The organism is Streptomyces marinisediminis, from assembly GCF_026262575.1.
Taxonomy (GTDB): Bacteria; Actinomycetota; Actinomycetes; order Streptomycetales; family Streptomycetaceae; genus Streptomyces; species Streptomyces marinisediminis.
In genome coordinates this window covers 1-16,690 of the sequence record NZ_JAPKFL010000029.1, presented here as the reverse complement: position 1 = coordinate 16,690, position 16,690 = coordinate 1, and the positions used below count along the sequence as shown (strand labels likewise).

The 16,690-nt window shown below is 76.2% G+C and carries 14 protein-coding genes; 10 read left to right on the top strand and 4 right to left on the bottom strand.

Features of this window, described 5'->3' with window-relative positions; translation table 11 throughout:
* Positions 1 to 2 precede the first annotated feature (2 nt).
* The 6 genes from OSB71_RS20550 to OSB71_RS20525 all read left to right on the top strand — a co-directional run bounded on the left by OSB71_RS20550 (position 3) and on the right by OSB71_RS20525 (position 6,214).
* Positions 3 to 980 carry a DMT family transporter gene (locus tag OSB71_RS20550; protein WP_265950123.1) on the top strand — a complete coding sequence of 326 codons (978 nt, stop codon included), beginning with the start codon at positions 3 to 5 and terminating at the stop codon, positions 978 to 980.
* Positions 970 to 1,182 (top strand): Trm112 family protein, encoded by a 213-nt coding sequence (locus tag OSB71_RS20545; protein ID WP_265950121.1) that lies wholly within the window; start codon positions 970 to 972, stop codon positions 1,180 to 1,182. The genes OSB71_RS20550 and OSB71_RS20545 overlap by 11 nt, the downstream gene beginning before the upstream one ends.
* Entirely contained in the window at positions 1,179 to 1,967 is a 789-nt protein-coding gene (locus tag OSB71_RS20540) for an FkbM family methyltransferase (protein WP_265950119.1), read from the top strand. Before OSB71_RS20545 ends, OSB71_RS20540 begins: the two co-directional genes overlap by 4 nt.
* 69 nt (positions 1,968 to 2,036) lie before the next feature.
* Complete coding sequence (locus OSB71_RS20535) at positions 2,037 to 2,504, top strand: GNAT family N-acetyltransferase (protein WP_265950117.1); 468 nt, start codon at positions 2,037 to 2,039, stop codon at positions 2,502 to 2,504.
* Positions 2,505 to 2,868: 364 nt separating this feature from the next.
* The gene (gene dnaG, locus OSB71_RS20530; RefSeq protein ID WP_265950115.1) at positions 2,869 to 4,797 is read left to right on the top strand and encodes a DNA primase; all 1,929 of its coding nucleotides are present in this window, start codon (positions 2,869 to 2,871) and stop codon (positions 4,795 to 4,797) included.
* 328 nt (positions 4,798 to 5,125) lie between these two features.
* A complete protein-coding gene (locus tag OSB71_RS20525) occupies positions 5,126 to 6,214 on the top strand; it encodes an RNA polymerase sigma factor (protein WP_265950193.1) in 1,089 nt (362 codons plus the stop codon).
* An 83-nt stretch (positions 6,215 to 6,297) separates the two neighbouring features.
* Here the strand turns inward: OSB71_RS20525 and OSB71_RS20520 are convergent, their stop codons facing one another.
* The 3 genes from OSB71_RS20520 to OSB71_RS20510 form a co-directional block, all read right to left on the bottom strand.
* Positions 6,298 to 7,752 (bottom strand): FGGY family carbohydrate kinase, encoded by a 1,455-nt coding sequence (locus OSB71_RS20520; protein WP_265950114.1) that lies wholly within the window; start codon positions 7,750 to 7,752, stop codon positions 6,298 to 6,300.
* Between the two features lie 176 nt (positions 7,753 to 7,928).
* Complete coding sequence (locus tag OSB71_RS20515) at positions 7,929 to 8,339, bottom strand: rodlin (protein ID WP_265950112.1); 411 nt, start codon at positions 8,337 to 8,339, stop codon at positions 7,929 to 7,931.
* A 347-nt stretch (positions 8,340 to 8,686) separates the two neighbouring features.
* Positions 8,687 to 9,496: an SAM-dependent methyltransferase gene (locus tag OSB71_RS20510; protein WP_265950110.1), complete on the bottom strand. Its 810-nt coding sequence runs from the start codon at positions 9,494 to 9,496 to the stop codon at positions 8,687 to 8,689.
* A gap of 258 nt (positions 9,497 to 9,754) precedes the next feature.
* Here OSB71_RS20510 and OSB71_RS20505 point away from each other — a divergent pair, with 258 nt between their 5' ends.
* The 4 genes from OSB71_RS20505 to OSB71_RS20490 all read left to right on the top strand — a co-directional run bounded on the left by OSB71_RS20505 (position 9,755) and on the right by OSB71_RS20490 (position 15,999).
* Positions 9,755 to 10,297: a hypothetical protein gene (locus OSB71_RS20505; protein WP_265950108.1), complete on the top strand. Its 543-nt coding sequence runs from the start codon at positions 9,755 to 9,757 to the stop codon at positions 10,295 to 10,297.
* A 133-nt stretch (positions 10,298 to 10,430) separates the two neighbouring features.
* Positions 10,431 to 12,575 carry a SpoIIE family protein phosphatase gene (locus tag OSB71_RS20500; RefSeq protein WP_265950106.1) on the top strand — a complete coding sequence of 715 codons (2,145 nt, stop codon included), beginning with the start codon at positions 10,431 to 10,433 and terminating at the stop codon, positions 12,573 to 12,575.
* Between the two features lie 108 nt (positions 12,576 to 12,683).
* On the top strand, positions 12,684 to 14,609 hold the full coding sequence (locus OSB71_RS20495; RefSeq protein ID WP_416237302.1) for an ATP-binding SpoIIE family protein phosphatase: 1,926 nt from the start codon (positions 12,684 to 12,686) through the stop codon (positions 14,607 to 14,609).
* Positions 14,610 to 14,910: 301 nt separating this feature from the next.
* Positions 14,911 to 15,999 (top strand): helix-turn-helix domain-containing protein, encoded by a 1,089-nt coding sequence (locus OSB71_RS20490; protein ID WP_265950105.1) that lies wholly within the window; start codon positions 14,911 to 14,913, stop codon positions 15,997 to 15,999.
* Here the strand turns inward: OSB71_RS20490 and OSB71_RS20485 are convergent.
* Complete coding sequence (locus OSB71_RS20485; RefSeq protein WP_265950103.1) at positions 15,892 to 16,530, bottom strand: TMEM175 family protein; 639 nt, start codon at positions 16,528 to 16,530, stop codon at positions 15,892 to 15,894. The two genes, OSB71_RS20490 and OSB71_RS20485, sit on opposite strands and share 108 nt — an antisense overlap.
* Between the last annotated feature and the right edge of the window lie 160 nt (positions 16,531 to 16,690).

The window sequence follows — 16,690 nt, the reverse complement described above, 5'->3', positions numbered from 1 at the left end:
CCGTGTGGCTGGGCGTCGCCGCGGCGCTGCTGGCCAACCTGCTGTTCAGCGTCGGCTTCGTGGTGGAGAAGCGGGCGCTGACCGGCCTGCCGCCGCTGTCGGCCGCCCGCCCCGGGCAGGTGGTGCTGCACCTGGTGCGCAGCCCGCTGTGGCTGGTGGGCGCCGGGGCGCTGGGCCTGGGCTTCGCCGCCCAGCTCGCCGTCTACCGCACGCTGCCGCTGGTGGCCGCCCAGGGGCTGTTCGTCACCGGTCTGGTGATGCTGCTCCTGCTGTCGCCGGTCTTCCTCGGCGAGCGCTCCAGCGGGCGCGAGCGGCTGGCCATGCTCGCGATCCTGGCGGCGCTGGTGATGATCGTGCTGTCGCTGCGCGGTGGGCCGGAGGCGATCAGCCACACCGCGCCCCCGCCGCTGCTGCTGGCCCTGACCGTCCCGTCGCTGGCGCTGGGCCTGCTGCTGTTCGTCACGGCCGAGCGCCGGTCCCGGCGGCGGCACCGGCTGCCGACGGCCGGAGTGCCCTACGGCGTGGCCGTCGGCTTCCTGTACGGCGTCAGCTCGCTGGCGATCAAGGGCGTGGCCGGGCTGCTGGAGGAGCGCACCGTGCCGGAGTGGGGGCTGGCGGTGCTGGCCTCCCCCTATCCCTACCTGCTGCTGTGCACCGGCTCCAGCGGGCTGGTGCTCTCGCAGACCGCGCTCCAGCGCTGCCGGGCCTCGCTCATCGTCCCGGTGTGCACCACCGTGACGTTCCTGTTCACCGTCGCCGCCGGGACGGTCGCGTTCGACGAGCCGCTGCCCGCGGAGCCGCTGCGGCTGGCCCTGCGGCTGGGCGGCGCCGCGCTGGCCGTCACGGTGCTGCTCGCCCTGCCCCGGCACGACGAGCCCGCCGGCTCCCCCGACTCCCCCACCGTCCCCACGCCGCCCCACCCGGCCGGCGCGGTCCCGCTCCCCCACCCCCGTACGGAAGGCGTACGCCATGTCCCCTGACGACCCGCTCCTGGCCATCCTCGCCTGCCCCCTCGACAAGGGGCCGCTCCTGCTGCTGGAGCGGGGGGACGGCCTCTACAACCCCCGGCTGCGCCGCCGCTACCCCATCGTCGACGGCGTGCCCCGGCTGCTGCCCGCCTCGGGGGAACCGGTCGGGGACGCCGACCACGCCCGGTGGTGCGCGCGGGCCGGGACGCCGTGACGCTCGCCGCCCGCCTCGGACCGCACCTGCCCGCCCGGCTCGTCGCGGGCGCGGCGGTACGGCTCTACCCGCGCTTCGAGCCGGAGCTGCGCCGCCTCGCCGACTTCTGCCCGCGCGGCGGCACCGCCGTGGACGTCGGCGGCTGGTACGGCCCCTGGACGCACCGGCTGGCCCGCCGCGCGGAGAGCGTGGTCACCGTGGAACCGGTGCCCGCGCTGGCCGCCGTGCTGCGGGCCACCGTCCCCGGCAACGTCCGCGTGGTGCAGGCGGCGGCGGCCGAGCGGGCGGGCACCGCCACGCTGTGGCTGCCGCCCGGCGGCACCGGCGAGCGCGGGGTCTCCTCCCTGGTGCGCCGCGCGGAGGTGCACGCCGAGCGGCTGGAGGTCGGCTGCGTCGGCCTCGACGGGCTGGGCCTGGCGGACGTCCGCCTGGTCAAGATCGACGTGGACGGGCACGAGGCCGCCGTGCTGCGCGGCGCCGAGGCCACCCTGCGCCGCTGGCGCCCGGCCCTGTTCGTCGAGCTGGAGACGCGCATCGCGCCCCCGGGCCCCGTGCTGGAGCTGCTGTCCGACCTCGGCTACGCGGGGTGGGTGCTGCCCGCCGCGCACTGGATACCGGTGGAGGCGTTCGACCTGGCCGGGCACCAGGAGCGCACCGCGCACGTCGCCGAGCACGGCCTGCTGCGCCGCTCGGTGCTGCCCCACCGCCGCTACGTGAACTCGGTGCTCTTCCTGCCCGACGGCCGCACCCCGGCCGTCCCGGTGCCCCGCCGGGCCCGCCGCTGACAGAGCGGGCACCGCGAGCACCCGCCGCGGGCCCGCCCCGCACGGCGCGCGGCGCAGTACGCTGCGCGCATGCCGATCAGGACCGCCGTCGTACCCCTGGACGCGATCTTCGACCTGCGCTGGAGCGTGCTGCGCCCCGACCTGCCGGCGGAGACCGCCCGCTTCGCCGAGGACGCGTGGGAGGGCGCGTTCCACGTGGCCGCCCACGGCGCCGCGGGTTCCGCCGAGGACGCGGTGCTGGGCTGCGGCAGCTTCTACCCCGAGCCCTTCCCCGGTCCCGGCGGCCCGCCGGGACCGGCCTACCGCATCCGCGGCATGGCCAGCGCGGCGGCCGCCCGGGGCCGGGGCTACGGCGCCGCCGTGCTGGCGGCGGGCACCGCCGAGGCGCGGCGGCGCGGCGCGAGGGCGCTGTGGTGCAACGGGCGCACCGGGGCCCGGGGCTTCTACGAGCACCACGGCTACCGCACGTACGGCGAGGAGTTCACCATCGAGGGCGTGGGCCCCCACTACGTCTTCGCCCGGGAACTGCTCGACTAGCTAGTGCCGCGTCAGTCAGGGTTTGCCCGTCAAGGAGCGGCGTCCGGTGCGGTGCGTCGCAAGGCGCCGGATCGGCGGCGTAGCGGGCGTAGGGGGCCTACTCGGTCGATTCGGCAACGCCGCCAGGCGCCGTGCCGGGCGTCGCGACAGGGCAAACCCTGGCTGATGCGGCACTAGCACCCCGCCCGGCACCCCGCGGCCCCTGCCCCCGCCGCCCGCCCGGGTGTTCGGCGCCGCGACGCCCCGCGCCGCCCCGCGACGCCCCGCGCCGTTCGGGCGCGGGCGGGAGCCGGGCGGTGCAGAACCGGCTCCGGAGGCGGACTGACCGGCGGAGCCGTCCGCGCCGCGCCGTAGACTGACGGGCGTGGCTGGGCGGATCAACGACGACGACGTGCGGGCGGTGCGGGACGCTGTCTCGATCGACACCGTCGTCTCCGAGTACCTCCAGCTCCGCCCGGCCGGGGGCGGGAACCTCAAGGGCCTGTGCCCCTTCCACGACGAGAAGTCGCCCTCCTTCCACGTCAGCCCCGGCAAGGGGCTCTTCCACTGCTTCGGCTGCCAGGAGGGCGGGGACACCCTCGCCTTCCTGATGAAAGTGGACCACCTCTCCTTCTCCGAGGCCGTGGAGCGGCTGGCCGCCCAGGCGGGCGTCACGCTGCGCTACGAGGAGGGCGGCTACGGCCGGGCCAGCCAGCAGGGGGAGCGCACCCGGCTGATCGAGGCGCACAAGGTGGCCGCGCGGTACTACGCCGAGCAGCTCGGCTCCCCCGAGGCGGAGATCGCCCGCCGGTTCCTGCGCGAGCGCGGCTTCGACCAGGCCGCCGCCGAGCACTTCGGCGTCGGCTACTCCCCGGCCGGCTGGGACCACCTGACGCGGTTCCTGCGCGGCCACGGTTTCTCCGACAAGGAGCTGGTGCTCTCGGGGCTCTCGCAGGACGGGCGGCGCGGGCCCATCGACCGCTTCCGGGGCCGGCTGATGTGGCCGATCCGGGACATCACCGGCGAGGTCGTCGGCTTCGGCGCGCGCCGGCTGCGCGAGGACGACAACGGCCCGAAGTACCTGAACACCCCCGAGACCCCCGTGTACCGCAAGTCGCAGGTGCTGTACGGGATCGACCTGGCCAAGCGGGACATCGCCAAGGAGGGCCGGGCCGTCGTCGTCGAGGGGTACACCGACGTGATGGCCTGCCACCTGGCCGGGGTCACCACCGCCATCGCCACCTCCGGCACGGCGTTCGGCGAGGGCCACATCAAGATCCTGCGCCGCCTGCTGATGGACAACTCCCGCACCGAGGTGGTCTTCACCTTCGACGGGGACGCGGCCGGGCAGAAGGCCGCGCTGCGCGCGTTCGAGGACGACCAGAAGTTCGCGGCCCGCACCTCGATCGCCGTCAGTCCCGGCGGCATGGACCCGTGCGAGCTGCGGGTCACCAAGGGGGACGCGGCCGTGCGGGAGCTGGTGGACAGCCGCTCGCGCCTGTTCGAGTTCGCGCTGCGCTCGGTGGTCGACGAACACGACCTGGACTCCGCCGAGGGCCGCTCGGCCGCGCTGGAGGCGGCGGCGCCCATCGTGAGCCGGATCAAGGACGGCTCGCTCCAGCACGAGTACGCCGTCCGGCTCGCGGGGCTGCTGGGCATCCTGGACACCCAGTTCGTGGTGCGCCGCGTCGGTCAGCTCGCCCGGTGGAAGCGGGACGGCGGCGGCCGGGACGGGGCACGGCGCCCGCGGCAGTCCCCGACGCACCCGGCGTCCCTGGCGTCCCCGGTGAACAGGGCGGCGCCGCCCACCCCGGGGTCGTACGGCCCCGCCCTGCACCTGCGCAGTCCGGCGCACCTGGTGGAGCGGGAGCTGCTGAAGCTGGCGCTGCAGTACCCGCACCTGGTCGCCCCGGCGTTCGACGCCTACGGGGCGGACGAGTTCACCGCGGCGCCGTACGCGGTCGTGCGCACGGTCATCGAGCGGGCGGGCGGCACGCACGGCGCGGACGGCGCGTACCTGACCCGCGTCCAGGAGGCCGCCCCGGACGACGCGGTGCGCAAGCTGATCACGGAGCTGGCGGTGGAGTCGCCGCGCCACCCCGGGGGCGGGGAGCCGGACGAGGCGTACGCGGGCGAGCAGCTCGTGGCCGTCCGGCTGGCCGCGGTGCGGGCCCGGGTGGCGGAGCTGGAGGGCAGCGCGCGACGGCTGGACGCCCAGGGTCAGCCGGAGCGGGCGGCGGCCGTCTGGCAGGAGCTGTGGGTGCTGGAGCAGTACGCCACCTCCCTGCGGGCCAGGGGCGCCGCGGCCCTGTAGGGAGCGCCACGCGCCGAGCGGCACCTGGCCGACCGGGCGAGGGCACGACCGGACCGGGCCGCGCGGGAGCAGGCCGCACCGACCACGCAGGGACAGCACCGGACCGCCCGTGCGGGAACAAGCCGACCGCGCGGTGGCCCCGCGCGGGAGCACGACCGAACGGTCGGTTTCGTCCCGTTCCGTAGCACTACCGACGCGTCTCGTAGTGCCCGCCGGGCAAAAACCCTCCGCAGACCCCTACTGAGCGCAGTGTGTCGTACCCCACACTGAGAGCGGCGTCCCAGCACGCCCACGAGCACGGCGCAATCCGCGGAGCGAACCGGCAGCGATCACCCTGGAGGTCGCCCTCGTGCAGACCCGGACCCTGACTTCCACCGACGTGCGCTCCCCCGCGCGGGCCGCCGCGGCTCCGGCCGCCGGGCCGCCCGCGACGCCGCCCGCGCACCCGGAGCAGGTCCCCCTCGTCCCCCTCGACCCGCTCCCGCCACTCCGCACGGAGGCCACCGGCCCCTCGCCCGACCTGTTCCGGCAGTACCTGCGCGAGATCGGCCGCATCCCGCTGCTGACGGCCGCCGAGGAGGTGGAGCTGGCCCGCCGGGTGGAGGCCGGCCTGTTCGCCGAGCAGAAGCTGACCGCGGGCGCCCACCTGGACACCGCGCTCGTCCTCGACCTGGACCGGCTGGTGGTGCGGGGGCGGCTGGCCAAGCGCCGGCTGATCGAGGCGAACCTGCGCCTGGTGGTCTCCGTCGCCAAGCGCTACGTCGGCCGCGGCCTGACGATGCTGGATCTGGTGCAGGAGGGCAACCTCGGCCTCATCCGGGCGGTGGAGAAGTTCGACTACGCGCGCGGGTTCAAGTTCTCCACGTACGCGACCTGGTGGATCCGCCAGGCGATGTCCCGCGCCCTGGCCGACCAGGCGCGCACGATACGCGTGCCCGTGCACGTGGTGGAGCTGATCAACCGGGTGGTGCGGGCCCAGCGGCGCATCCTCCAGGAGCGCGGCTACGAGCCCACCGCGCAGGAGGTGGCGACCGTGCTCGGGCTGAGCGCGGAGCGGGTGGGCGAGGTGCTGCGGCTGGCGCAGGAGCCGATCTCGCTGCACGCCCCGGTCGGCGAGGAGGACGACGTCCACCTGGGCGATCTGATCGAGGACGGGGACGCCCCCTCGCCCGTGGAGTCCGCGGCGTTCCTGCTGCTGCGCCAGCACCTGAACGCGGTGCTCTCCACGCTCGGGGAGCGCGAGCGCGAGGTGGTGCAGCTCCGCTACGGGCTGGTCGACGGGCGTCCGCGCACCCTGGAGGAGATCGGCCGCATCTTCGGCGTCACCCGCGAACGCATCCGGCAGATCGAGTCCAAGACGCTGGGCAAGCTGCGCGCCCACGCGTACGCCGACCAGCTCCGCGGCTACCTCGACTGACGCCCGGCGAGAGCGCCCCCGCCGCGCCGCCCCGACGGCGCCGCCGGGGCGGCGCGGGGCGGCGCGGGGCGGCGCGGGGTGACTCAGCCGGGGAACGCGCCGGGGTGGGTCTCGTCGCGCACGGCCGCGTACTGCTGGCGCACCGAGCCGCCCACGGCCAGCCCGGTGTCGTCCGGCTCGCACAGCGTGGCGGCGGGCGCCGGCCACGGCGGGGGCGCCGCGGGCGAGGCGTGCCCGTGGGCCACGCCCAGGGCCCACGCGGCCTGCCGGGCGGCGCCCAGGGTGGTGTAGTCGGCCGGCTCGGGGACGACGACGCGGGCGGCGAACAGCTCCGGGGCCAGCCGGCGCACGGCGGGCAGCTCGGCGGCCTTGCCCAGCAGGAAGACGCGGTCCACGCGCACCTCGCGGCGGCGCAGCACGTCCAGGGCGTCGGCGAGCCCGCACAGCATGCCCTCGAACGCGGCCCGGGCGAGGTGCTCGGGCTTCATCGCGTCGCGCCGCAGCCCGGCCAGCGTGCCCGCGGTGTGCGGCAGCTCGGGGGTGCGCTCGCCCTCCAGGTAGGGCAGGAACACCAGCCCGTACGCGCCGGGGGTGGAGGCGAGCGCGAGCTCGGAGAGCCGTTCGAGGTCGCAGCCCAGCAGCTCCGCCGTGCCGCGCAGCACCCGCACCGCGTTCGAGGTGCGCACGACGGGCAGGTGCAGGCCGGTGGCGTCGGCGTAGGAGGTGATGGTCCCGGCCGGGTCGGCCAGCGCCTGGTGGTGGACGGCGAAGACGGAGCCGGTGGCGCCGAGGGAGACGACGGCGTCGCCGAGGCCGAGCCCCAGCCCGAAGGCCGCCGCCATGGTCTCGCCGGTGCCGGCGGAGATCAGCAGCCCCTCGGGGGTCTGCCCGGCCGCCTGCGCGGGCCCCAGCACCTCGGGCAGCGCGACCGGGTGGCCGAGGGCGAGCTCGGCCAGGTCGGGGCGCCAGGCGCCGGTCGCCGCCGACCAGTAGCCGGTGCCCGAGGCGTCCCCGCGGTCGGTGGTGCGGCGGGCCGGACGCCCCAGGAGCTGCCAGGTCAGCCAGTCGTGGGGCTGGAGCGCGGCGACGGTGCGCGCGGCCGCCTCGGGCTCGTTGCGGGCGAGCCAGCGCAGCTTGGCGACCGGCTCCCCGGACTGCGGCACCAGGCCCACCGCCTGGGCCCACGCCGCCCGGCCGCCGAGCCCGTCCACCAGGTCGGCCGCCGCGGTCTGGGCGCGCAGGTCGTTGCCGACGAGGGCGGGGCGCACCGCGTTCCCGGCGTCGTCCAGCGCCACCACGCCCTGCTGCTGGGCGGAGACGCCGATGGCCTGCACGCCTTCGAGCAGGCCACCGCCCGCCGCCTCGCCGAGCGAGAGCAGCCAGGCCTGCGGGTCGATCTCCGTCCGGCGCCCGGAGCCCTCCTGCGGCGGCCCGGGGTGCGGGGCGTACCCCTGCCGGATGACGGCACCGGTGTCGGTGTCGCAGACGACGATGCGGGTGTACTCGGACGAGCTGTCCAGACCGGCGGCTATCCCCATGGCCACGATGATGCCGCATCCCGGCCCGGGCACGGCTCGGCCCCCACCCCGTGCGGTGCACGGAGCGGGGGCCGGAGCGCGGAACGCCGGTCAGAAGGAGGAGACCCGGGTCCCGCGGGTGAACGGGCTGTGGCCGGGCGAACCGGAGGACGCCCGGGCCGCCCGGCCGTGCCGACTCAGTCCTGGACGGAGGTGGAGCCGTTGTTCGCCAGGATCGGGATGTCCGACAGAACGTGCGACAGCGGGTCGTCGCCGTCGATCTGCGTCGAGTTCTCCGTGCAGGACTGCGCGTTGTTGCTGGTGAGGATGTCCTGAACGGTGATCGGGATGAGGCCGACCACGGAGCCGACGTTGGCCTTGTTCGGCAGCAAGGTGATGCAGGGCTTGTTCAGCGCGCCGTTGACGAGGCTCATGTTCGGGCTCATGTAGCCGCCCGTGGTGGTGTTGCCGTAAACCTGGGCCGACCCGTTGCCGCTGGCCGTGTCGTGGCCGGTGTCCTCGATGGCGAGGGCGGGGGCGGCGACGGCACCGGAGACGCCGACGACGGAAGCCGCCACAGCAGCCGTAGCGAGCACCTTCTTGATCACGAGTTTTCCTTCCGAGTCTGGGATGCCCCGCTGCCGGAGCAAACTGGACAACTCGCGAGCCGGGCAGAAGTTCTCTTCCTTCACTCGACCTGCGGATTCTTCGTATTGCCGCACTGTTCCGCCGAATGCACGCCTGTGCAGGTGAGAACGTTTCTGCGCGTCATCACGGCGGGCCTCGGTTCACACCAGGCGTCGGCCGCCCGGCGTCTTCGGGCTGCCGACGCCCCAGAACCGGCACGCGGCGCGCCAGGCGCGGGTTCCGGCGTGCCGGAACCCGCGCCTGGCGCGTCAGGACCCGCCGCACGGCGCCCCGGGACCCGGCGCCTCGGAGCCCGCCGCACGGCGCCTCAGGGCTTGCGCCCGACGCCGCCGTAGGAGTCGACGTGGGCCGGGGCACCGACCTGGCTGGGCTCCGGGCGCCACAGCGGGCAGGAGACGACCCCGGGCTCCACCAGCTCCAGCCCGGTGAAGAACTCCGCCAGCTCCTCCGGGCTGCGCAGCCGGTACTGCACGGCCCCGCCCTCGTTGTGCTCGTCCTGGGCCTTGCGGAGCGTGTCGTCGGTGTCCGTGCCGTCGCAGACGAGCAGGTAGCTGCCGGACGGGAGCGCGGCCACCAGCTCGCGCACGAGGCCCTGGGCCTCCCCGGTGTCCAGCACGTGGCCGAGGATGCCGCTGAGGATGAGCGCGATCGGCTGGTCGAAGTCCAGGGTCTGCCGCGCTTGCGCGAGGATCGCGCCGGGGTCGTGCAGGTCGGCGTCGAGGTAGGCGGTGGTGCCCTCGGGGGTGGAGGTGAGCAGCGCGCGGGCGTGCGTGAGGACGAGCGGGTCGTTGTCCACGTAGACGATGCGCGCCTCGGGCGCGACCCGCTGGGCGACCTCGTGGGTGTTGTCCACGGTGGGCAGGCCGGTGCCGATGTCCAGGAACTGCCGCACCCCCGCGTCCGCCGCCAGGTACCGGATCGCCCGGGAGAGGAAGGAGCGGAAGGCGCGGGCGTTGGCGGCGATGGCGGGGAACGCGGCCCGGAACTGGTCGGCCGCCATCCGGTCGACCTCGTAGTTGTCCTTGCCGCCGAGCCAGTAGTTCCACATCCGCGCCGAGTGCGGCACCGATGTGTCGATCACGGGCTCGCCCTGGCCGGGTATGCGGTCGCCGCTCACTGCGCCTCCTGTTGTGCACGTCACACGGTGTTCACCGCCCAACGTACCGCCCTGCCGCGCACGCGCACACGCAGGGCCGCCGCGCCCGCCGCCGCCCGGGACCGCGCCCGGCGCCGCCCGGGCCGCGCGAGCGCCGCACGGGCGGGCGCCGGCCGGAGTGAGGGGTGTCATGGTGAGCGCGCGCGGCGGCGCGGTACGGTGCCCGCGCCCGGGGTTCCGGGTCCCGCGCCGGGCGAGCGAACTGGGAGGTCTGCTGCCGTGTCCGCGGACGTCTCCTCCGTCATAGCCGCCACCGCGCGGTGGCTGGTGCGGGCCTACCCGCCCACGGGCGGCGCCATGAGCGCCGCGCTCGCCGAGGCCCAGGCCCGGCAGGCGGCGAGCGTCGCCGCGTGGCTGCGGTACCCCACCGCGCTGGACGCCGCCCTCGCCGCGCTGACCGGGGCCGGCGGCTCCGCGCGCCTGGACCGCCTCGTCGGTCTCGGCGGGCCCCGCACGGCGCGGGGCGAGGACGCCGGGGCGGCGGGAGCGGAGGCCTGGCGCACCTGGGTGGACGAGGTGGTCGCGAGCTGGGCGGCGTGCCTGCTGGCGTCCCCGGAGCTGGCGGCCGCCGCGGTGGCGGCGCTCTCGGACACCGAGCACGCCCCGGACGCCCCCGGCCGGTTCCGCCGCCTGACGGACCCCGACGAGCACGACCGCCGCGCCGCGCCGCTGCTGCGCCACCCGGACCTGGTGGCCGAGGTCGCCGACCTCCACCGGGCCCCGCTCCTCACCCGGCTGCACTCCGACCCGGTACCGGGCTGAGGGCGGCCGGGCCCGGCGCGCCCCCGGCGTCCACCGGCACCGTCGCCCGTCGCGCCGCGCCCGCTCCCCTCGCGGGAACCCCGGACGTGGCCGACCATGGCACCAAGCAGGCGCACGACGGCGAGGACGGCGCATGGGGACCACGTTCGCGGACCAGCTCGTCGGCCTGCTGCGCTCCGGCCGGACGGACGCCCTGCTCGCCGGGGCCGTGGCCGCCTGCGCCCCGGACGTGCCGGACGCCGAGGGCGCGCTGCACCGGCTCGAACAGGACGGCACGCTGCGGCTCGTCGCCGCCACCGGACTGCCCGAGCCCCTGGTGGAGTCCTACCGGGTGCTCGGCGCGGACTCCTGGCTGCCGGTGGCCCGCGCCGTGCGCGAGCGGCGCTCGGTGTACTCGACGGCGGGCGACTTCCCCTGGGCTGGCGTCGACCCGGCGCTGTACGGGCGCGGCGGGCCCCCGGTGGCGTCCGCGGAGTTCGTCTCGGTGCCGCTGCTGATGGACGACGCCTGCCTGGGCGTGCTGAGCCTGCGGCTGTCTCCTGGCAGTTCGCTGGACGCCGCGCGGGAGCACCGGCTGCACGCCGTCGCGACCGCCTTCGCCCACCGCTGGGAACGGCTGCTGGAGGCCGGCGAGGGGGCCCCGGCGCCCGTCGGCCCGCCGCCGGGGGCGATCGCGGCGGGCCGGGGCCGCGCGACGATGCTGGAACTGGCGATGTCCAACGCGCGCATCGGCACCTTCGACTGGGACTTCACCAGCGGCCGGCTGATCTGGGACGAGCGGCTGTGCGACCTGTTCGGCATCGAGCCGGAGAAGTTCGACGGCCGCGTCGAGACGTTCTTCACCGCCGTGCACCCCGAGGACGTGCGGCTGGTGGACGAGGCGGTGGCCGAGAGCCACCGCACGGGGAGGTACGCCGTCGCCTTCCGCATCGTGCGCCCGGACGGCACGGTGCGCCGGCTCGACGCGGAGAGCAGGGTCCTCTTCGACCGCGCCGGGCAACCGCAGGGCATGATCGGCGTCGCCCAGGACCGCACCGAGGAGTACGAGCGGGAGGCGGCCCGCGAGGCGCGCAAGGACTTCGTGCTCGCCCTCACCCGGGAGCTGGCCGCCGCGCTGACCACCCAGGACGTCGTCACCGCGGTGACGCAGACGGTCCTGCCCGTGCTCGGCGGCACCACCATGGCACTCGTGCTGCGCGAGGAGGGCGGGCGCGCGCGGCTGGCCGGTGCGCACGGCTTCGACGCCGCGGGGCTGCGCCGGCTGCGGGCGCTTCTGGAGATCACGCCGGACCACCCGGAGCTGGCCGGGCTGCACGCCGGCCGGCCCCTGCTGATCGAGTCGCGCCGGCAGCACCGCGCCCTGTTCCACGACCCCCGGCTGAGCCCGCTGCCGAACGAGCACGCCTGGGCGATCCTGCCGCTGACCTCGGCCGACGGGCTGGTGGGCACGTGTGCCATCACCTACGCCGAGCCGCGCGCCTTCTCCGACGACGACCGCACCGTCCTGACCGCGGCGGCCAGCATTCTGGGCCAGGCGCTCGCCCGCGCCCGGCTGCACGACACCCGGCGGCGCTACCTGACCGAGCTCCAGCACCTCATGCTGCCCCGGCGCGTGCCGCAGGTGCCGGGTGCCGAGGTCGCGGCGCGCTACCGGCCCGGTTCGGCGGGGCTGGACGTCGGTGGCGACTGGTACGACGTCGTGGCCCTGCCGGGTGGCCGACTGGCCCTGCTCATCGGCGACGTGCAGGGCCACAGCGCCCGGGCGGCGGCGGTGATGGGGCAGGTGCGGACGGCGATGCGCACCCGGGCCGAGGAGCGGTACGGGCTCGCGGAGCTGATGAAGCGCGGCAACGGCATGGTCTGCGGGCTGGACACCGACCTGTTCGCCACCTGCTGCGTCGCCGAGGTGGACCCGGCCCGGCGCCGACTGCGCGTGGTGCGCGCGGGGCACCCCTACCCGCTGCTCGTCGGGGCGGACGGCCGCCCCCGTGAACTGGAGGTGCCCGGCGGCATGCCGCTGGGCACCTTCCCCGACGGGGGCGACTACCCGGTCACCGAGACGGTGCTGGAGCCCGGCGCCGTCCTGCTGATGTACACCGACGGCCTGGTCGAGCAGCGCGGCCGGGACTACGCCGCCGAGGTGGCCGAGGTGGCCGGACGGCTCGCCCGGGACCGCCGGCTGGAGCTCGGGGCGCTGGCCGACCGGCTCGTCGCGTCGGCCGCCGCCGTCCCGCACCCCGACGACATCGCCGTGGTGCTGCTGCGGGCGGACGGATGAGCGGTGGGCGGGCGGGCCCGGGGGCCGCCCGGGGCCGTCCCCCTCCCGCGCCTCCTGCGCCGATTACCCCCTGCCGCCCGGAAGACGTGGGCGGCGCGGCGGGGCAGAATGTGCACCGGGAGAGCCGCGGGGATCACCGCCGGGTCGGCTCTCAGGCCAGCCCCAGGAGGTGAGGCGGTGGTCATCGAGCGGAGGTCCGCGGACGGGCGCAGGCGCCTGCCCGGCCCGGCGCGGGTGTCGGCCGCCGTGCGCCGCTCCCGCGAGGCGCTGGGGCGGTTGCTCGCCCCCCGCGACCGGCTGTCCTGGCTGAACGAGGCCAGCACCCGCATCGGCACCACACTGGACCTGGAACGCACTTCCCAGGAGCTGGCCGACTTCTGCGTGCCCGACCTGGCCGACGCGGCCGCCGTCGACCTGCTCGACTGCATCCTGCGCGGCGAGGACGCCCCCTGCTGGCGGGTGGGCGAGCTGCCCGTCACCCGGGCGATCGCCGTCTCCGAGATGCCGGGGCTGAACCTGGAGCCGGACCCGGTCGGGGACCTCTCCTTCCACCGCTCGGCCAGCCTCCCCTCCCGCTGCCTGATCGAGCGCAAGCCGGTGCTGGTCACCCGGATCGGCGCGGGCGAGCACGACGTCATCGCCCCCACCCGCAACGGCGCGGACGCCATGCGCCGGGCCGGGGTGCACAGCTACATGGCCGTGCCGCTGATCGCCCGCGGGGTGCTGCTGGGCATCGCCGACTTCATCCGCGTCGGGGGCCGCCCCGGGTTCAACCGCACCGACGTGGCCCTCGCCGTCGAGCTGGCCTCCAAGGCCGCCGTCTACGTCGACAACGCCCGCCTGTACGGGCGCGAGCGGCAGGCCGTCGTCTCACTGCAGCGGAGCCTGCTGCCGCGCGGCACGCCCACGACCCCGGGGCTGGCCGTGGACACCTGCTACGCCCCGGCGGCCGACCCCGGCGGCGTGGGCGGCGACTGGTTCGACGTCGTCGGCCTGCCCGGCGGGCGGACGGCGCTGGTGGTGGGGGACGTGATGAGCCACGGCCTGGCCGCCGCGGCCACCATGGGCCGGCTGCGCGCGGTGGCCCGCACGCTGATGGCCCTGGACATCGCCCCGGAGCGGGTGCTGGCCCGGATGGACCTGGCCGCCCGCGATCTGGAGGAGGACCAGGTCGCCACCTGCCTGGTCGCGGTGCACGACCCCATGCACGGCAGCTACACGCTCGCGGCCGCCGGGCAGCCGCCGCCGCTGGTGGTGGACGCCGCGGGGCAGGCCCGGTACGTGGAGCTGCCGGTCGGCGCGCCGCTCGGCTCGGGCGTGATCCCCTACGACGCGGTGGAGGTCAAGGCCGCCGAGGGCGACCGGCTGGTCCTCTACACCGACGGGCTGATGAAGAGCCGCTCCGGTGACGTGGACACCGCGCTGGCCCGGCTGCGGACGGCCGCCGCGGGGCTGGACGGCGCGAGGCCGAACGGCGCGAGGCAGGACGGCGCGAGGCCGGACGGCGCGGGGCTGACCGCGGACGCCCTGGTGGACGCGGTCTCCGCGGGCGGGCAGCGCTTCGACGAGGCGGTGGCGATCGTCTCCGCCGCCCACCCCGGCGCAGGCGACGTGCTGCTGGAGCAGTGGGGGTTGCCCTCGGACGGCTCGGCCGCCGCCCGCGCCCGCCGCCTGGTGCGCGAACAGCTCGCCCGCTGGGGGCTGGAGGAGCTGTCCGAGACCACCGAGCTGGTCGTCAGCGAACTGGTCGGCAACGCGCTGCGCTACGGCGACGGGCCGGGCACGCTGCGCATGCTGCGGCACGGCCGGCTGGTGGTGGAGGTCTCCGACACCGGCCCGGACCTGCCGCAGATCCAGCACGTCTCGCTGAGCGACGAGGGCGGGCGCGGGCTGCAGCTCGTCAACCTGCTGTGCCGACGCTGGGGGTCGTGCCGCACGCCGGCGGGGAAGATCGTCTGGGCCGAGCAGGACATCGCCGGCCTCGTCGGCGCCACCCAACCCGCCGACCCCGCCCTGCCGCACGGCGCCGGATAGCGCCCCGACCGCCGCGCGCGGCGGACCGGCACCGCGCGCGGCAGTCCGGCACCGCGCGCGGCGGTCGGCGTCAGCGCGGCGCCCCGCGGGGCGGCACCCCGTGCCGGATGGCGTGGGCCGTGTCGATCCCGTAGGCGACCTCCCGCAGCAGCCGCAGGCACGACGCGAGGAACGGACGCATCTCATCACCCTCTTCTCACCGGGCAGTTGACGACTGCCGTGGACACCGGACTTCGAGCATGCGGGCCGGAGCCACGGGGTCACCAGTGGCGTTGGCGCCGCCCTTCGATAAGATTCCGCCATGACGGACTCCGCCCCCCGACGGCACCGCGTCGCCGTCCTGGCCACGGCCACCGGAGCCACGTTCGAGGCCGGGGTGGCCCACGCCGTCTTCGGCAGCTACCTGCCCGATCTGAGCGAGGACCGCTACGAGCTGCTGGTGTGCCTGGAGCGCCCCGGCGGCCTCGCCCTGCCCGGCGGCATGACGCTGACCACCCTGCACGGCCTGGACACCCTCGCCGGCGCCGACACCGTGATCGTCCCCAGCTCGCCCGACGACGCGCTGGACCCCTCCCCTGAGCTGGTCGAGGCCCTGCGGTTCGCCCACCACCGCGGCGCCCGCACCGTCTCCACCTGCACCGGAGCCTTCGCCCTCGCCGGCGCGGGCCTGCTGGACGGACGCCGCGCCACCACGCACTGGCGCCACGCCGACCGCCTCCAGGCCCGCTACCCGCGCGTCGACGTCGATCCCAACCCGCTCTACGTCGACGAGGGCGACGTGCTGACGAGCGCCGGGTGCGCGGCGAGCCTGGACCTGTGCCTGTACCTGCTGCGCAAGGACCACGGCGCCGAGGCGGCCAACACCCTGGCCCGGCGGCTGGTGACGCAGCCGCACCGGGACGGCGGCCAGGCCCAGTACATCGAGACCCCGCTCGCCGCCCCGCCGGAGGGCAGCGGCGTCGCGGACAGCATGAACTGGGCCGTGGAGCACCTCGCCGAACCTCTCACCGTGGCCGCGCTCGCCCGCGTCGCCCGCATGTCCGAGCGCAGCTACCTGCGGCACTTCGCGCGCTGCACCGGCACCACGCCGATCCGCTGGCTCGTCTCCCGCCGCGTCCGCGCCAGCCTGCCGCTGCTGGAGACGACCACCGCGTCCGTCGAGCAGGTCGCCGCCGCCGTCGGGTTCGAGTCCGTCGTCACCTACCGGCACCACTTCCAGCACCTGATGCGCACCTCGCCGTCCGCCTACCGCCGGGTGTTCCGGAGCGGGACGGCACGGGCGTCAGCGGGCGCCCTCGCGCAGCCGACGGTAGGCCCGGTCCTGGGCGACGCCGATGACGGACTTCACCGGCAGCAGCACGATCCACGACAGCGTCGCGGCCGGCGGTGAGAGGAACGCCACCGGCACCGACGCCCCGAACACCACGACGACACAGGCCAGGTCGGCGACGTCCAGCAGCTCGGCGCGCCGCGCCACCGGCCCGGGCGGCCCCTGCGGATGCCGCTGCGCGCGGTGCAGCACGGCCAGGTGCGCCGCGTTGACGAGCGAGACGTTGGCCGCGTACATCGCCACCGCCAGCGGGATGTGGCCGTACTCGGCGAGCACGGCGGTCGGGAACGGCAGCAGCGCCACCAGCGCCAGCCCGACGAGCGTCAGCCCGACGACCTTCCCGTCCACCTCGCGCACCCGCCCCAGCACCCGGCGCTGCTCCCGCCAGAACTGGGCGATGACGGTGAAGCTGAGCCCGTAGGCCAGCAGGTTCGGCACCGCCTCCCCCAGCGCCTCCCGGAACTGGGCGTCCGTCAGCTCCGGCGGCAGCGAGATGTCCAGCACGAGCAGCGTCAGCGCGATGGCGTACACCCCGTCCGACAACCCCGTCAGCCGCTCGGGACCCACCACGACCGCAGAGTGCTCTTCCACCCGAACCACCCTAAACCGCCACCTCACCCGCCACACCGGACGAACCCCGCACCCCACCCGAACGCCCCCCCCCCCCCCCCCCCCCGCCCCCCCCCCCCCCCCCCCCCCCCCCCCCCCCCCCGCCCCCCCGGCCCCCCGCCCCCCCCGCCCCCCGCCCCCC